A 15759-nucleotide genomic window follows, 5' to 3' on the forward strand; every position below is an offset into this window, starting at 1 on the left:
GCCTACTGAGTCCCCTCGGAAGGCCGTGGATCGCTCATCGTGTGAGCAGTGCCACGACCTCGAAGTGGTGGGAGTGCGGGAACAGATCGAAGCCGCGGAGACGGTCGACATTCCACCCGAGCGTGCGGAACGTGCCGAGATCGCGTGCGAGCGCCACCGGGTCGCAGGCGACGTAGGCGATGGCGTCGGGGGCGAGCCCGTGGATCGCCTCGACCACCTGACGCCCCGCTCCGGCCCGCGGCGGATCGAGCACGACGGCCCCGGCCCGACCGCCGCCCTTGCGCGTGGCGAGGAACCGATCGACTCGGGCTGTCACCGCGTCGATCTCGAGAGGGGCGAGGTTCGCCGCAGCATGCTGAGTGGCACGTGCACTCGACTCGACCGTCACGATGTCCGTGCCCCCGAGGTCGGCCAGGGTCGCCGCGAACAGCCCGACCCCGCCGTACAGGTCGAAATGGGTCTTCTCCTCGTCGACGTGACCGTCGAGGATGCCGTAGACCGCGGCATCGAGCACCGAGGCGGCGCGCGGATGCACCTGCCAGAAGCCCGTGGAGTCGACGTCGAAGCGGCGGTCGTTGACCATCTCCTGGATCACCTCGGGCGCCGGGCGCTTGCGGAAGCCCCTCTGCACGCGCGGGGCGCGCTCGGTCTCCTCACGACGGATCACGCGCACGGTGCCGTCGGCGGGCTCCACGAGCTCGATGCGACCGGGAGCCTCCCCCTGCAGCGCGAGCGCTGCCGCGGCGATCGCCGGCCGCGCCAGCGGGTACGACGTCACCGGCACGACACGGTGACTGCGTGAGGCATACGGCCCCACCACTCCCGCGTCGTCGACGTGCAGCGTCACCCTCGTGCGCCATCCTCGACCGTCTCCGGACTCCACGGCCTCGATCTCGGGCGCGACGAGACCCTTCCCCGCGAAGCGGTCGAGGGCCTCGGTCAGCACGCGCCTCTTGAGCTCACGCTGGTGATCGAGATCGATGTGCCCGAGATCAGCTCCTCCTGGACGATCAGCGGGATCGCGCGACACGTCGGCCTCCGCCCAGATGTGGGGACGGCGGTGCTCCGACGCTTCCAACACCTCGATCGTCTCGGCCCGCCAGAAACTGCGGGTGTCGGCATCGGCCCCCTCCTGCGGAGCGATCAGTCGGGCACGGACGCGCTCACCGGGGATCGCGTCGGACACGAACACCACTCGTCCCTCGTGCCGCGCGATGAACGTGCCCCCGTGAGCGATGCCGGTGATGTCGAGTTCGAGCACGTCGGCTGGGGAGGAAGTCATCCTTCGAGGATACGGTGGTGGACATGCGCGTCTGCCTCGCCTCGACCTCTCCCGCCCGACTCATGCTGCTGCGTCAGGCGGGCATCGAGCCGCTCACGGTGTCACCGGACGTCGACGAGGACGCCGTCGCCGCCGCTGCGGAGGCGGAAAGGGGCGAGCCCCTGGCGCCCGAGGAGTTGGTGCTGCTGCTCGCCCGCGCGAAGGCCTCCGCCGTGGCACACAGCCTCGTCGAGCACGGCGGGTTCGACGGCCTGGTCATCGGCGGTGACTCGATGTTCGCGCTGGACGGGCGCGTCTACGGCAAGCCGTACACTCCGGAGGAAGCGACCAGGCGCTGGCGAGAGATGCGCGGAGCCACGGGCATCCTGCACTCCGGCCACTCCGTCTTCCGGGTCGCCCCCGGTGCCGAGCCCACGGAAGCCACCGCCGTCGCCGAAGCCGCTGTGACGTTCGCCTCCGACGTGACCGACGCCGAGATCGCCGCGTACGTCGCCTCAGGCGAACCGCTGCTCGTGGCGGGGGCCTTCACCGTGGACAGCCTGGGGGGAGCCTTCATCACCCGCGTGGAGGGCGACCCGTCCACGGTCGTCGGCATGTCCCTTTCCACCGTCCGCCGTCTCGCCGCGGAGCTCGGCGTTCGCTGGACCGACCTCTGGTCGTAGACTCCCATCCACGTTTTCCCGACTTTCTTGTGGGGAGTCGTCAAAGGGATCGCGGTCGTTCTCGCTAGGCTGGCAAGCATGCCTGCTATCGCCAAGGTGCTCATCGCCAACCGCGGCGAGATCGCCGTCCGCATCATCCGCGCCGCCCGTGACTCCGGGATCGCCTCCGTCGCCGTCTACGCCGACCAGGATCGTGATGCCCTGCACACCCGCCTCGCAGACGAGGCCTACGCGCTCGGCGGCTCGACGAGCGCCGAGACCTACCTCCAGATCGAGAAGATCCTCTCGATCGCCCGCCGTGCCGGCGCCGACGCCGTGCACCCCGGCTACGGCTTCCTCGCCGAGAACGCCGAGTTCGCCCGCGCCATCATCGACGCGGGGATGACCTGGATCGGCCCCTCCCCCGAAGCCATCGAGGCCCTCGGCGACAAGGTGACCGCGCGTCACGTGGCCGAGAAGGTCGGCGCGCCCCTCGCCCCCGGAACGCCGGGACCGGTCGAGGGCGCAGACGAGGTCATCGCCTTCGCGAAGGAGTTCGGCCTCCCGATCGCCATCAAGGCCGCCTACGGCGGCGGCGGACGCGGCCTCAAGGTCGCGCGTGAGCTCGACGAGGTGGCCGAGCTCTTCGAGTCCGCCACGCGCGAGGCCGTCGCCGCCTTCGGCCGCGGCGAGTGCTTCGTCGAGAAGTACCTCGACAAGCCGCGTCACGTCGAGACCCAGTGCCTGGCCGATGCCGAAGGCAACGTCGTCGTGATCTCGACGCGTGACTGCTCGCTGCAGCGCCGCCATCAGAAGCTCGTCGAGGAGGCGCCGGCTCCATTCCTCACGCAGGAGCAGAACGACCTCCTCTACGCCGCCTCCAAGGCCATCCTCAAGGAGGTCGGCTACGTCGGCGCCGGTACCTGCGAGTTCCTCATCGGAGCCGACGGAACCGTCTCCTTCCTCGAGGTGAACACACGTCTGCAGGTCGAGCACCCGGTCTCCGAGGAGGTCACCGGCATCGACCTGGTACGAGAGCAGTTCCGTATCGCGGCCGGCGGCACCATCGACTACGACGACCCGAAGCCGCAGGGCCACTCGATCGAGTTCCGCATCAACGGCGAGGACCCCGGTCGCGGATTCCTGCCCCAGCCGGGCCCGATCCACGTCTTCAAGACCTTCGGAGGCCCCGGCATCCGTCTGGATTCCGGTGTCACTGCGGGCGACTCGGTCTCCGGTGCCTTCGACTCGCTGCTCGCCAAGATCATCGTGACCGGCAAGGACAGGGCAGAGGCCCTCGAGCGCTCGCGCCGTGCCCTCGACGAGTTCGAGGTCGCCGGCCTTCCCACCGTCATCCCGTTCCACCGCAAGGTCGTGCGCGATCCTGCGTTCACAGCGGAGAGCGGCGAGTTCGGCATCTTCACGCGCTGGATCGAGACCGAGTTCGTCAACGACATCCCGGCCTGGGACGGAGAGCTCGAGGCGCCGGCTGCCTCCGAAGCCCGGCACACGGTCGTCGTCGAGGTCTCCGGCAAGCGCCTCGAGGTGAGCCTGCCGGACCGCGTCGCCGTCGCCGCAGGCACCGCTGGGCGCCCCGCCGCGGTTCCCCCGTCGCGCCGCAGCCATGCCACAACGGCCAACGCCGGAGCCTCGGGGGATGCCGTCAAGTCCCCCATGCAGGCCACGGTCGTGAAGATCGCGGTCGCCGACGGACAGCAGGTCGTCAAGGGCGATCTGGTCGTCGTGCTCGAGGCCATGAAGATGGAGCAGCCGCTGCAGGCGCACAAGGACGGCGTCGTCGGCAACATCAACGCCGATGCCGGCGCCACGGTCTCCGCGGGACACCAGCTGCTCACCATCAGCTGATCCTCCCGCTGACACGCGAAAGGCGCCCCACCGAAGTGGGGCGCCTTTGCTGTGCCTACGGGCGTCAGGAGATGTTCACGAGGTGCATCGCCCTGCTCGCGTCGGTGATGCTGCTGGACAGCGAGGGGTAGGCGGCGAAGACCCGCGAGACCTGATCGACCGTGAGGCGGCGCTCGACGGCGACCGCGATCGGGTAGATCAGCTCCGAGGCCTTCGGAGCGACGATCACACCGCCGATCACCGTACCGGAGCCCTTCCGCGCGATGAGCTTCACGAAGCCGTCCTTGATGCCCATCATCTTCGCGCGCGGGTTCGCCGCGAGAGGCAGCTTGTAGACCATGCCGTCCGCGACGCCATCCTCGACGTCTTTGACGCCGTAGCCGACCGTGGCGATCTCTGGCGCGGTGAAGATGTTGGAGGTGATCTTGATCAGCTCCAACGGGATCACGATGTCGCCGAGGGCGTGGAACACCGCGGTGCGCCCCTGCATCGACGCGACGGAGGCCAACGGGAAGAAGTTCGTGCAGTCGCCGACGGCGTACACGTTGGGGACCGAGGTACGAGCGACCTTGTTCACCCGGACGTGCCCGGATTCGTCGAGCTCGACGCCGGCTTCCTCGAGACCGATGCCTGCGGTGTTCGGGATGGACCCGACGGCCATGAGGCAGTGGCTGCCCTCGACCGTGCGCCCATCGGACAGCGTGACGGTGACGCCGTCGTCCGTGACCTCCACCTTGTCGGCGCGCGACTTGGAGAGCACCTGCATTCCCCCGCGCTTGAAGACCTTCTCCAGCACCGCAGCCGCGTCCTTGTCCTCGCCGGGGAGCACCTGCTCACGGCTCGAGATCAGGGTCACCTTGGCGCCCAGGTTCATGTACGCGGAGGCGAACTCCGCTCCGGTGACACCGGATCCGACCACGATGAGGTGCTCGGGGAGCGCCTTCATGTCGTACAGCTGCGTCCACGTCAGGATGCGCTTGCCGTCGGGCTTCGCGGAGTCCAGCTCGCGCGGCGAGGCGCCGACGGCCACGACGATGGTGTCGGCCTCGACCCGGTCGAAGTCGGTGCCGCCCTGGCCGGTCGAGACGATGATCGCCGTGGGCCCTTCGAGGCGTCCGTGGCCGGACAGGATGCGCACACCGGCCTCGAGGAGCGTCGCGCGCATGTCCTCGGACTGCTGGCCGGCGAGCGCGAGGAGGCGCTTGTTCACGGCGGCGAGGTTGATCGCGATCTCGGGCTTGAGGGGGCGGGAGTGGTCGCCCTTGGCATAGAAGTTCACGCCGAGGTCGCTGGCCTCGGAGATGGCGACGGCCGCATCGGCGGTGGCGATCAGGCTCTTCGAAGGCACGACGTCGGTGAGCACGGCTGATCCGCCGACTCCCACCCGTTCGACCAGGGTGACCTCGGCACCCAACTGGGCGGCCGCGAGGGCCGCCTCGTAGCCGCCGGGACCGCCGCCGAGCACGGCGACGCGCTGAGTGCGCTCGAAAGTGGTGGAAGACATGGAATCCATTCTCGCGCAATCCTGGCACCCGAGCCTGCACCTTCCTAGAGTGGATCCATGCCCGAAACGCACAGCAACCCCCTCGACGACCCGACCGCGAACCCGTTCGAGGTGGCCGCGCAGGCCGCAGCCGACATCGCCCGTCTGACCGGCGTCGAGAACCACGACATCGCCCTCACCCTCGGCAGCGGCTGGGGCAAGGCGGCCGACATCATCGGCGAGACCGTCGCCACGATCCCCGCGACCGAGGTCACCGGCTTCTCGAAGCCCGCGCTCGAAGGCCACGTCGGCACACTGCGCAGCATCCGCACCCCCGGCGGCAAGAACGTCCTCGTCATCGGCGCGCGCACCCACTACTACGAGGCCCACGGCGTACGCCGCGTCGTGCACAGCGTCCGCACGGCAGCCGCGACGGGCGCCAAGATCATGGTGCTGACCAACGGAGCCGGCGGCATCCGCGAGACCTGGACCCCTGGCCAGCCCGTGCTGATCAGCGATCACATCAACCTCACGGCCGATTCGCCGCTCGAGGGGGCCACGTTCGTCGACCTCACCGATCTGTACTCGAAACGTCTTCGGGACGTCGCCCGCTCGATCGACCCCTCACTCGACGAAGGCGTCTACACGCAGTTCCGCGGCCCGCACTATGAGACCCCGGCAGAGGTGCAGATGGCCAAGCACATCGGCGGCCACATCGTCGGCATGTCGACTGCGCTCGAGGCGATCGCCGCGCGCGAGGCCGGCATGGAGATCCTCGGGTTCTCCCTGATCACCAACCTCGCCGCGGGAATCCAGCAGACCCCGCTCAGCCATGCCGAGGTGATCGAGGCCGGACGGGAGGCGGAGCCCGTGATCTCCGCGCTTCTGGCCAGGGTGGTCGAGGCCCTGTGAGCGAGGAGCGGCTCGCGCAGGCCCGCGCCTGGTTGCGCCAGGACCCCGACCACGAGACCCGCGACGAACTGGCCGGTGTGATCACCCGGGCCGCCGCCGGGGATGCGGACGCGATCGCCGACCTCGACGACCGTTTCCGCACGCGTCTCGCCTTCGGCACCGCCGGTCTGCGCGGCGAGCTCGGCGCCGGGAGCAACCGGATGAACCGGGTGCTGGTCGCGCAGGCCGCGGCGGGATTCGCCGCCTACCTGCGCGAGAAGTCGAACGGTCAGAAGTCGAACGGCCAGACGCCGACGGTGGTGATCGGATACGACGGGCGTCGCAACTCCCGCGTGTTCGCGACCGACTCCGCCGAGCTGTTCGCCGGAGCCGGACTGCGGGCGGTCCTGCTCCCCCGTCTGCTCCCCACCCCCGTCCTCGCGTTCGCCGTGCGCCACCTGGGAGCCGATGCCGGCGTGATGGTGACCGCGAGCCACAACCCGCCGAACGACAACGGGTACAAGGTGTACCTGGGCGGCGCGGATCAGGGGTCGCAGATCGTCGCTCCGGCCGATGCGGAGATCGCCGCGCACATCCAGCGGATGGCGGACGCCGGACCGGTGACGGCACTGCCGCGCTCCACGGAATACGAGGTCGCAGGCGAGGACGTCGTCGAGGCCTACATCGCAGCGACCGCCGCCGTCGCCCCCGCCCCCGCCGGCACCACCGGGATGCGCTGGGTGTACACGGCGATGCACGGCGTGGGCTGGGAGACGCTGTCCCGCATCGTCAAGGACGCCGGATACCCGCAGCCGCTCGTCGTCGACGAGCAGCTCACGCCCGACGCCACCTTCCGCACCGTGTCCTTCCCGAACCCGGAGGAGCCCGGTGCCATGGATCTCGCTTTCGCGAGGGCTCGGCGCGTCAAGGCGGACTTCATCCTCGCCAACGACCCCGACGCCGACCGCCTGGCCGTCGCGATCCCCGACGACTCGGCAGCGGACGGCTGGCGTCGCCTCACCGGCAACGAGGTCGGACTCCTGCTCGGCGCGAGGGCGGCACGTGCTGCGGCGGGCACGCCAGGGGCATCACTCGCCTGCTCACTCGTCTCCTCCCCCGGCCTCGGCGCCGTCGCGACCCACCACGGACTCGACTTCCACGAGACGCTCACGGGCTTCAAATGGATCTCACGCGCCCCTGGCATCGTCTTCGGTTTCGAAGAGGCTCTGGGTTACCTCGTGAACCCGGAGACCGTGCGCGACAAGGACGGCGTGTCGGCCGCCGTCGCGGTCCTCGGCCTCGCGGCAGAGGCGCGCGACCGTGGAGCGACGCTCAGCGACCTGCTGGACGAACTCGGCGAGACCTACGGGCACTTCGCCAGCGGTCAGGTGTCGGTGCGCGTCGAAGACCTCTCGATCATCGGTACCGTGATGCTCGCCCTGCGCACGCTTCCGCCGACACACATCGCCGGTCGGTCGATCGCCTCGGCCGAGGATCTGCTGCAGGCGGGCCAGGGGCAGCCGTCCGGTGACGTGCTCCGCTACCGGCTGACGGACGGATCCCGCGTGATCGTGCGTCCCAGCGGCACCGAGCCGAAGCTGAAGGTCTACATCGACGCGAAGGCGGACTCCGCCGAGCGCGCGCGAGAGGCCGTCGCCGAACTCGAAGCCGGGGTGCGCACCCTGCTCGACGAACGCTCCTGAGCATGCCGATCCGACGCATCATCGTCAGCGCGCACAACGGCGTGCACGCTCGTCCGGTGGCCGAGCTCGTGCGACTCGCGCAGTCGCACGGGTCTCCGGTCACCCTCCGCACGGCCGACGGCACCACCGTCGACCTGAGCAGCGTGCTGGCCGTGATGGACCTCGGGATCGCGACAGGAGATCCGGTCGAGATCGAGACCGCACCGTCTCCGACGTCCGAGGCCGTCCTCGATCAGCTCGCGGAGGTTCTCGCTCCCCGCGGCTGACCGCGACCCTCACCCGTCGATCACGGCGACGAGCTCGTCGAGGAACGCCTCGAAAGTCGTCCCCTTCCGGACGATCCGCTGCACGCTCTCGCGCTCGCTGAACACCTCGACGAGCTGCTCGAACACGGTCTGGAAAGCCGCACGGTCGCTCTCGCTGAACGCCGCGAGGGCTACGACCTGCACTCGCCCTCCGCCCCAGGCCGCTGAGCCGTCCGCGACGCCGATGGCGATGGCCGTGCGAGTGGCGGTCATCTGGAGCGCGTGCGGCACGGCGAGCGCATCCGTGAAGGCGGTCGACGACATCCGCTCCCGCACGATGGTGTTCTCGATGTAGTCCTCGCCGATCAGGCCTGCCTGCACCAGAAGACCGCCCAGACGCCGGATGATCGCCTCCTCCCCCTCATCCGGCAGGGGGAACACGTAGGCGTCCGCGAGGAAGTAGCGGGCGAGCTCACCGCGGAGGCGGGTGAGACGCCGTCCCCGCCGCACCCGCGCCGCCGCCTGCTGGATGCGGTCGACGTCGGCATCGGTCAGGAACGGCTGGATGCGTACGAAGCGGTCGCCGGAGGATCCCGGTTCGATGGTGCTGAGGACCAGATCGGTATCGAACGACGACCAGTCCGGATCGACATTGGTGACGACGGTGGTGACCTCGATGGCCGTCCCGAGGGAACGGTCGACGCTGGAGCGGAGCAGTTCGTGCAGCTCGTGATACCCCGGGCACACGATCGTGGCGGTGAGTATGGATTCCGCCTTGCGGCTGCGTTCGAGACGGCCGCCCACGTGCATGGCGATGTAGGCGATCTCGTCGTCGTGGATCGGCGTGCCCACGCGGTCGTGCAGGCCGCTCGCGATCGACACGGCCACCTCGAAGATCATCGGGTACGTCGCCTTCAACGACCGGGTGAGCGGGTTCCGCGTGAGGGCGCTCTCCTCCGCCCGCCGCAGCAGATTCTGCACGTGCAGGGCGAGACGCAGGACGAAGGTCTCATCGACGAGGTCGACCTCGAAGTCCTCGGCCGCACGCGTGATCTCCGCACGGACGGCGGCCTCGACCATCGGGTCGACGCCGCTGCGGGCGACCTCGCGTGTCGTCGCCTCCCCCGGCGCGACGATGCGCGTCAGCACGAGGGAGGCGAGGTGGCCGCTGTCGCCATCGCCGAGGACCACCGAGAAGTGCTCGAAGGCCAGGCGGGCGATGACCGCCCCCACGCGCGGGATCTCCTCGCGCGTGCCCGCCGGTGCAGATTCGAGCGTGTGTCCCGCAGCGACCCGCTCCGCGGCGATCGCGATGTGCAGCAGCACGTCGGAGATCGCGAGCTCGTTCACGTAGTAGCCGAGCTCACCCAACTCGCGCACCAGGGCCGATTTGAAGGGACCGACCGCGCCGGCGTCCACCGCCGATCCGGACAGCGCGCGCCGGAACGTCTCGGGATGGAAGGAGGCATCATCCATCTCGTCGTGGGCGAGCCTGCTGAGCAGACGGCGCTGCGCTGTCTCATTGCCGCGCAGACGCACGATCTCGCGCTCGCGCTCGAGCGTCAGGTCGGTGTCGTCGAGCAGGCCGCGCACGCGCACCAGATCCGCTTCGAGCGTCGCCTCGCTGACGTGCAGATCCTCCGCGGTGTCGAAGACATCGATGCCGGCCGGCTCATCGAGCAGGAGTCGCACCAGGGTGTGCAGGCGATCGCGAGGGGCCGATTCCCCGCCCTGACGCATGCGCATCGCACCTCGTGCACCGGATCCGGCGCGATACCCCGCGGGACCAGACTCGATCACGGCGGCTCCGGGCGTGCGAGCGTTCAGCGCCGCGACGTAGGAACGGATGCTGCGCGGGGTGACCCCCATGAGGTCGGCGAGGCTCGCGGCCGTAGCCCAGCCCTCCTGACGCAGCAGCGCGGCGAGGAGCTGGTCCTGACGCTGGCGCGACATGATCCTCCCCTCCCGCGTGCTGACTGCACCGTCTCGACGTGCTCTCCATGATGTCAGGTGGCCGGCGCCTCGGGGCGGAAGGCGCCGTTCCGCGGGGGCGGAAAGGATCCTGTTGGCGCGCACCCCTTCCTGGTTCCCAGACTGTTCTCAGGAAGTAGGTGGGCATCGATGAGGATCCTCGTGGTGTGCGGTGCGGGAGCATCGAGCACGTTCGTCGCACAACGGCTCCGCCGTGCCGCGGAGACGGCCGGTCTGGCCTGGGACGCATCCGCCGGGACCGAGGGCTCCGCCTCGGATTCCGACCACGACCTGATCCTGGTCGGCCCGCACCTGGCCGACCGCCTCGACGCCATCCGCGAGAGCTCGAACGCGCCGGTCGCCATCCTCCCGGACGACGTCTTCTCCGATCTCGACGGCTCGCGCACGCTCGTCCTCGCCCGTTCGCTCCTCGCCGCCGGCGAAACCCCGAAAGGAACATCATGACCGCCACCCGCACCGTCCGGATCGGCTCCTCCCATGGACTCCATGCCCGTCCAGCCAAGCTGTTCGCGCAGGCGGCGAAGGACTCCGGCATCGCCGTGACGATCGCCAAGGATTCCGGAAAACCCGTCAACGCGGCGAGCATCCTCGGCGTCATCGCCCTCGCGATCGAGCACGGCGACTACGTCACGCTCACGGCGGACGGCGACGGCGCGGAGAACGTGCTCGACACCCTCACCGAGCTCCTCACCACCGACCACGACCAGGACGCCGCCGGATGAGCGAGCTGCGCGGAGTGGGCATCGGTCTCGGGGTCGCCCAGGGGCCGATCGTCCGCATGGCCGAGGCGATGCCGGCCCCGGAGAACACGCCGAGCACCGCGGGGGCTGACGCCGAACGAGCCAGGGTCCGCGACGCCGTCTCGGTCGTGGCGAAGGAACTGAACGAGCGCGGCGAGGCAGCCGGAGGATCCGCGCAGGAGGTCCTCGAGGCGCAGGCCATGATCGCCGAGGACCCGACGCTCCAGGACGAGGTCGACACACGGATCGACGCGGGGGCGACGGCCGAGTGGGCCGTGCACGACGCATTCGCCGGGTTCCGCGCCACGCTCGAGGCGGTCGGCGGCTACCTGGGCGAGCGCGCCGCGGACCTGGACGACATCGCGCAGCGAGTGCTCGCGCATCTTCGCGGCGTCGACGCCCCGGGTGTCCCGAACCCGGGACACCCGTTCGTGCTGGTCGCCCGCGACCTCGCGCCGGCGGACACCGCACTCCTCGACCTGGATCAGGTCCTGGCACTGATCACCACCGACGGCGGCCCGACCTCGCACACGGCGATCCTCGCCAGGGAGAAGGGCATCGTCGCGATCGTGGGCGTCGCCGACGGCGAGATGCTGACCACCGGCGAGACCGTGATCGTCGATGCGGCCAGCGGCGTGGTCACGCGCGAACCGACGGAGGACGAGAAGGCTCGCGCCACCGAGCGCGCTGCCGCTCGGCGGTCGGCCGACGCGGCCCCAACCACTCCCGGCGCTCTCGCCGACGGCACGCCTGTCGCGCTGCTCGCGAATCTGGGGAAGCCTGCAGATGCGGCCGACGCGGTCGCTCGGGGGGCCGAGGGCGTCGGGCTGTTCCGTACCGAGTTCCTGTTCCTCTCCTCCGCCCAGGCGCCCACCATCGCTCAGCAGCGCGAGTCGTACCGCGAGCTGCTCGCGGCCTTCCCCGGCCGGAAGGTCGTGGTGCGGATGCTCGATGCCGGCGCTGACAAGCCTCTGGCCTTCCTCAACGATGCACACGAGGAGAACCCGGCGCTCGGGCTCAGGGGTCTGCGGGCGCTGCGCGCCAGCGAGGACATCCTGCGGGAGCAGCTCACCGCACTCGCCGAGGCCGCCGCCGTGACCGAGGCCGATCTCTGGGTGATGGCTCCCATGGTCGCAACGGTCGAGGAGACCGTCTACTTCACGGGACTCGCACGCGAGTACGGGCTGAAGACCGCGGGAGTGATGGTCGAGATCCCGGCGAGCGCTCTGCTCGCCGATCGCGTGCTCGCGCACGCCGACTTCGCCTCGATCGGCACCAACGACCTCACGCAGTACACGATGGCTGCCGACCGGATGCTCGGCTCGGTCGCAGGGTTCCAGGACCCCTGGCACCCTGCCGTCCTCCGCCTCGTCCGCGAGGTCGGCGATGCAGGTGCCCGACTCGGCAAACCCGTCGGGATCTGCGGCGAAGCCGCCGCCGATCCGCTGCTCGCCGTGGTGCTGGTCGGTCTCGGCGCGACGAGCCTGTCGATGGCGCCTGCCGCCCTGGCCGATGTCCGTCATGCGCTGTCCGAGCGCACCCCGTCCGAGGCGCGGAGTCTCGCCAAGGCCGCCCTGGCCGCCGACGATGCCTCCTCCGCCCGAAACGCCGTGGCAGCCCTCGCCGCGGAACTCCCCCTCCACAAGAAAGAGACGACATCATGACGACGACGTCACCTGCCGCCACCAGACCCGGCGGCCTGCGCGTAGGAGTGCAGCGCTTCGGCACATTCCTCTCAGGCATGATCATGCCCAACATCGCCGCCTTCATCGCCTGGGGCTTCATCACGATGCTGTTCATCCCGAAGGGGTTCTTCGGCGCGGAGAGCCCGTTCGGCTGGCACTGGGCAGGCGTGTCCGAGATCCTCGGCGGTGGCGGCGACTCCGTCATCATCGGCTGGCAGGGCGCGATGACCGCCGTGGCCGAAGGCGCGGACGGCAACATCCTCGCCTACGTCGGACTGGTCGGCCCGATGGTGACGTACCTGCTGCCGTTGCTGATCGCGAACACCGCCGGCCGCATGGTCTACGGCGAGCGCGGGGGCGTCGTCGCCTCGATCGCCACCGTCGGCGTGATCGTCGGCACGAACATCCCGATGTTCCTCGGTGCCATGATCATGGGCCCCCTCGCCGCCTGGGTCATGAAGCAGGTCGACCGGCTGTGGGACGGCAAGATCAAGCCCGGCTTCGAGATGCTGGTCAACAACTTCTCCGCCGGTATCCTCGGCATGCTGCTCGCGATCTTCGGCTTCTTCGCCTTCGGCCCCGTGATGCTCGGCATCAGCGCCGCGCTCGGCACGGCCGTCGACTGGCTGGTCTCGCTGCAGCTGCTTCCGCTCGTATCGATCATCGTCGAGCCCGCGAAGGTGCTGTTCCTGAACAACGCCATCAACCACGGCGTGTTCACCCCGCTCGGCATCGAGCAGGCGACCGAGACCGGCAAGTCGATCCTGTTCCTCATCGAGGCGAACCCCGGGCCCGGCCTCGGTCTGCTCCTCGCCTTCACCTTCTTCGGGGTCGGTGCGGCGAAGGCATCCGCTCCCGGCGCGGCGATCATCCAGTTCTTCGGTGGCATCCACGAGATCTACTTCCCCTACGCCCTCAGCAAGCCGACCACGATCCTCGCCCTCATCGCGGGTGGTGCAGCCGGGGTCACCACGAACATGGTCCTCGGCGGGGGTCTCGCCTTCCCTGCAGCACCGGGAAGCATCATCGCCGTGACGGCTGCGGCCATCGGCCCGGGAGTCGGCAACCTCCTGGTCGTCTACCTCTCGGTCATCGTCGCAGCGACCGTGACCTTCCTCATCACCGGCGTGATCCTGCGGGCCTCCCGCAAGCGCGACCTCGAGGCCGAGGGCGACACCTTCGGCGCCGCGATCGCACAGACCGAGGCCAACAAGGGCAAGTCGTCCGCCGCGATGGACGCGCTGCGCACGTCGACGGCATCCGCGGCTCCGGAAGCCGCGACCGCCACGAGCGCGACCGTGATCTCCGCACCGATCGAGCGGATCGTGTTCGCCTGCGACGCCGGGATGGGCTCGTCCGCCATGGGCGCGAGCGTGCTGCGCAACAAGCTCAAGAAGGCCGGCATCGAGGACATCACGGTCACCAACCAGGCGATCGCGAACCTCGACGGAACGGCTGACGTCGTCATCACCCAGCAGCAGCTCACCGAGCGCGCCGAGGCGAAGTCGCCGAACTCCGTCCACGTCTCCGTGGACAACTTCATGAACTCGCCCCGCTACGAAGAAGTCGTCGAGATGGTGCGCGAGCAGCGAAAGGAAACAGAATGAGCGTCCTCACCCAGGATCAGGTCCGCATCCACCCCGGTGGTGCGACACGAGACGAGGCTCTGCAGGAGGCGACGGACATCCTCGTCGCCGCCGGTGCGGTCACCCCGGCCTACGTCGACGCGATGCGGCAGCGTGAGGAGACGGTGTCGACCTTCATGGGCAACGGCCTCGCCATACCGCATGGCACGAACGAGGCGAAGGACACGATCCTCGCCTCCGCATTGTCGGTCGTCCGCTATGACGGGGGCGTCGACTGGTCCGGCGAGCCCGCGACCTTCGTGATCGGCATCGCCGGCGTCGGGGACGAGCACCTGGAGATCCTCTCCCGCATCGCCATCCTGTTCTCCGAGGAGGACGATGTCGCCAGGCTGTCGGCGGCACAGACCGCCGAGGAGCTCTACGCCCTCCTCTCGGAGGTGAACGAAGGATGAAGGCGGTCCACTTCGGGGCGGGCAACATCGGGCGCGGGTTCGTCGGTCTGCTGCTGAGCGACGGCGGGTACGAGGTGGTCTTCTCGGACGTCGCCGATGCGCTCGTCGACGCGATCAACGAGGTCGACTCGTACACGGTGCACGAGGCCGGCCCCGGAGGGACCGATCACGTCGTGACCGGGTTCCGCGCGGTCAACAGCAGGACGCATCCGGCCGCGGTGGCCGAGGAGGTCGCCACCGCGGATGTCGTCACGACCGCGGTGGGCCCGACGGTGCTGCGGTTCGTGGCTCCGTCGATCGTCGCCGGACTCGCCCTGCGCAGTCCGGACTCCGCGCCGCTCCAGGTGATGGCGTGCGAGAACGCGATCGGGGCAACGGAGCTGCTGCGGCGGGAGATCGTCGCCGCAGCGGGCGCGGATGCAGAGACGCTGCTCGCGCGCGCGGTCTTCGCCAACACGGCCGTCGACCGCATCGTCCCGGCGCAGCCGGAGGGATCGGGGGTCGACGTGACGGTCGAGCCCTACTTCGAGTGGGCCATCGAGTCGGGACCCTTCGAGGGCGCGCTGCCGAACATCCCCGGCGCGCACTTCGTCGACGACCTGGCGCCGTACATCGAACGCAAGCTGTTCACGGTGAACACCGGCCATGCGACGACCGCGTACTTCGGGGCGCGTGCGGGCATCGAGCGCATCTCGGACGCCCTCGCCGACTCGGACATCTCCTCGAGCGTCTCGGCGGCGCTCGAGGAGACGTCGGCCGTCCTGGTCGCCGAGCACGGGCTCGACCCGGCAGACCTCGCCGACTACCGCGCGACGATCCTGGAGCGCTTCCGCAACCCCGCGCTCGTCGACACCGTGCAGCGCGTCGGACGTCAGCCGCTGCGGAAGATCTCACGGCATGAGCGCTTCGTTGGCCCGGCGGCCATGGCCGCAGAGCGGGGGTTGCCCACCGACGCCTTGGTCGCCGCCGTGTCCGCAGCGCTCGAGTTCGACGATCCCGCCGACGAGCAGTCTGTCGAACTGCAGCAGCTGCTCCGTGCCGAGGACCCTGCCGCGTTCACCACCACCACGACAGGCCTCGACCCGGAGCACCCGCTGTTCCCGCTGATCCGGGACGCCGTCGCGGCCAGGCAACAGCGTCTGGGAGCTGTCTGACCCCTCGCTCAGAGACGCCCCCGTCTGCCGATACCATCG

The 15759-nt window shown here is 69.7% G+C and carries 14 protein-coding genes; 11 read left to right on the plus strand and 3 right to left on the minus strand.

What is annotated here, in order from left to right; all coding sequences use genetic code 11:
- Positions 1–34: 34 nt before the first annotated feature.
- The gene (locus ILP86_RS17250; protein ID WP_141370134.1) at positions 35–1282 is read right to left on the minus strand and encodes a class I SAM-dependent RNA methyltransferase; all 1248 of its coding nucleotides are present in this window, start codon (positions 1280–1282) and stop codon (positions 35–37) included.
- Between the two features lie 23 nt (positions 1283–1305).
- Here ILP86_RS17250 and ILP86_RS17255 point away from each other — a divergent pair, with 23 nt between their 5' ends.
- A complete protein-coding gene (locus tag ILP86_RS17255; RefSeq protein ID WP_193762595.1) occupies positions 1306–1944 on the plus strand; it encodes a nucleoside triphosphate pyrophosphatase in 639 nt (212 codons plus the stop codon).
- A 78-nt stretch (positions 1945–2022) separates the two neighbouring features.
- Complete coding sequence (locus tag ILP86_RS17260) at positions 2023–3789, plus strand: biotin carboxylase N-terminal domain-containing protein (RefSeq protein WP_046748961.1); 1767 nt, start codon at positions 2023–2025, stop codon at positions 3787–3789.
- Between the two features lie 64 nt (positions 3790–3853).
- Here the strand turns inward: ILP86_RS17260 and ILP86_RS17265 are convergent, their stop codons facing one another.
- Entirely contained in the window at positions 3854–5302 is a 1449-nt protein-coding gene (locus tag ILP86_RS17265) for an NAD(P)H-quinone dehydrogenase (RefSeq protein ID WP_046748960.1), read from the minus strand.
- 48 nt (positions 5303–5350) lie between these two features.
- Here ILP86_RS17265 and ILP86_RS17270 point away from each other — a divergent pair, with 48 nt between their 5' ends.
- The 3 genes from ILP86_RS17270 to ILP86_RS17280 are packed head-to-tail and all read left to right on the plus strand — an operon-like array spanning position 5351 to position 8132.
- Positions 5351–6184, plus strand: coding sequence for a purine-nucleoside phosphorylase (locus ILP86_RS17270; RefSeq protein ID WP_046748959.1), 834 nt, complete (start codon positions 5351–5353; stop codon positions 6182–6184).
- Entirely contained in the window at positions 6181–7866 is a 1686-nt protein-coding gene (locus tag ILP86_RS17275; RefSeq protein WP_193762536.1) for a phospho-sugar mutase, read from the plus strand. Before ILP86_RS17270 ends, ILP86_RS17275 begins: the two co-directional genes overlap by 4 nt.
- Positions 7867–7868: 2 nt before the next feature.
- Positions 7869–8132 carry an HPr family phosphocarrier protein gene (locus ILP86_RS17280; protein ID WP_046748957.1) on the plus strand — a complete coding sequence of 88 codons (264 nt, stop codon included), beginning with the start codon at positions 7869–7871 and terminating at the stop codon, positions 8130–8132.
- 9 nt (positions 8133–8141) lie between these two features.
- Here ILP86_RS17280 and ILP86_RS17285 read toward each other — a convergent pair whose 3' ends face one another.
- On the minus strand, positions 8142–10064 hold the full coding sequence (locus tag ILP86_RS17285; protein WP_113681214.1) for a PRD domain-containing protein: 1923 nt from the start codon (positions 10062–10064) through the stop codon (positions 8142–8144).
- 168 nt (positions 10065–10232) lie between these two features.
- On the opposite strand from ILP86_RS17285, the gene ILP86_RS17290 reads away from it, so the two are divergent.
- Genes ILP86_RS17290 through ILP86_RS17315 form a run of 6 tightly spaced genes read left to right on the plus strand, consistent with a single transcriptional unit; the run spans position 10233 to position 15720 of the window.
- Positions 10233–10547: a PTS sugar transporter subunit IIB gene (locus ILP86_RS17290; RefSeq protein ID WP_193762537.1), complete on the plus strand. Its 315-nt coding sequence runs from the start codon at positions 10233–10235 to the stop codon at positions 10545–10547.
- The gene (locus ILP86_RS17295) at positions 10544–10825 is read left to right on the plus strand and encodes an HPr family phosphocarrier protein (protein ID WP_046748954.1); all 282 of its coding nucleotides are present in this window, start codon (positions 10544–10546) and stop codon (positions 10823–10825) included. The genes ILP86_RS17290 and ILP86_RS17295 overlap by 4 nt, the downstream gene beginning before the upstream one ends.
- Positions 10822–12507 (plus strand): phosphoenolpyruvate--protein phosphotransferase, encoded by a 1686-nt coding sequence (gene ptsP / locus ILP86_RS17300; RefSeq protein WP_179516116.1) that lies wholly within the window; start codon positions 10822–10824, stop codon positions 12505–12507. The genes ILP86_RS17295 and ptsP overlap by 4 nt, the downstream gene beginning before the upstream one ends.
- Positions 12504–14135: a PTS mannitol transporter subunit IICB gene (locus ILP86_RS17305; RefSeq protein WP_113681706.1), complete on the plus strand. Its 1632-nt coding sequence runs from the start codon at positions 12504–12506 to the stop codon at positions 14133–14135. The genes ptsP and ILP86_RS17305 overlap by 4 nt, the downstream gene beginning before the upstream one ends.
- Positions 14132–14566 (plus strand): PTS sugar transporter subunit IIA, encoded by a 435-nt coding sequence (locus ILP86_RS17310; protein ID WP_046748951.1) that lies wholly within the window; start codon positions 14132–14134, stop codon positions 14564–14566. The genes ILP86_RS17305 and ILP86_RS17310 overlap by 4 nt, the downstream gene beginning before the upstream one ends.
- The gene (locus ILP86_RS17315; protein ID WP_193762538.1) at positions 14563–15720 is read left to right on the plus strand and encodes a mannitol-1-phosphate 5-dehydrogenase; all 1158 of its coding nucleotides are present in this window, start codon (positions 14563–14565) and stop codon (positions 15718–15720) included. Before ILP86_RS17310 ends, ILP86_RS17315 begins: the two co-directional genes overlap by 4 nt.
- Positions 15721–15759: the final 39 nt, after the last annotated feature.

Origin of the sequence: Microbacterium sp. R1 (assembly GCF_015159725.1) — a bacterium.
Classification (GTDB): domain Bacteria; phylum Actinomycetota; class Actinomycetes; order Actinomycetales; family Microbacteriaceae; genus Microbacterium; species Microbacterium oxydans.

Bases quoted from the DNA above. Each gene is read 5' to 3' on its own strand.
- ILP86_RS17250 (WP_141370134.1), bottom strand. From the start codon at position 1,282: ATGACTTCCTCCCCAGCCGACGTGCTCGAACTCGACATCACCGGCATC.
- ILP86_RS17255 (WP_193762595.1), top strand. From the start codon at position 1,306: ATGCGCGTCTGCCTCGCCTCGACCTCTCCCGCCCGACTCATGCTGCTG.
- ILP86_RS17260 (WP_046748961.1), top strand. From the start codon at position 2,023: ATGCCTGCTATCGCCAAGGTGCTCATCGCCAACCGCGGCGAGATCGCC.
- ILP86_RS17265 (WP_046748960.1), bottom strand. From the start codon at position 5,302: ATGGATTCCATGTCTTCCACCACTTTCGAGCGCACTCAGCGCGTCGCC.
- ILP86_RS17270 (WP_046748959.1), top strand. From the start codon at position 5,351: ATGCCCGAAACGCACAGCAACCCCCTCGACGACCCGACCGCGAACCCG.
- ILP86_RS17280 (WP_046748957.1), top strand. From the start codon at position 7,869: ATGCCGATCCGACGCATCATCGTCAGCGCGCACAACGGCGTGCACGCT.
- ILP86_RS17285 (WP_113681214.1), bottom strand. From the start codon at position 10,064: ATGTCGCGCCAGCGTCAGGACCAGCTCCTCGCCGCGCTGCTGCGTCAG.
- ILP86_RS17290 (WP_193762537.1), top strand. From the start codon at position 10,233: ATGAGGATCCTCGTGGTGTGCGGTGCGGGAGCATCGAGCACGTTCGTC.
- ILP86_RS17295 (WP_046748954.1), top strand. From the start codon at position 10,544: ATGACCGCCACCCGCACCGTCCGGATCGGCTCCTCCCATGGACTCCAT.
- ptsP (WP_179516116.1), top strand. From the start codon at position 10,822: ATGAGCGAGCTGCGCGGAGTGGGCATCGGTCTCGGGGTCGCCCAGGGG.
- ILP86_RS17305 (WP_113681706.1), top strand. From the start codon at position 12,504: ATGACGACGACGTCACCTGCCGCCACCAGACCCGGCGGCCTGCGCGTA.
- ILP86_RS17310 (WP_046748951.1), top strand. From the start codon at position 14,132: ATGAGCGTCCTCACCCAGGATCAGGTCCGCATCCACCCCGGTGGTGCG.
- ILP86_RS17315 (WP_193762538.1), top strand. From the start codon at position 14,563: ATGAAGGCGGTCCACTTCGGGGCGGGCAACATCGGGCGCGGGTTCGTC.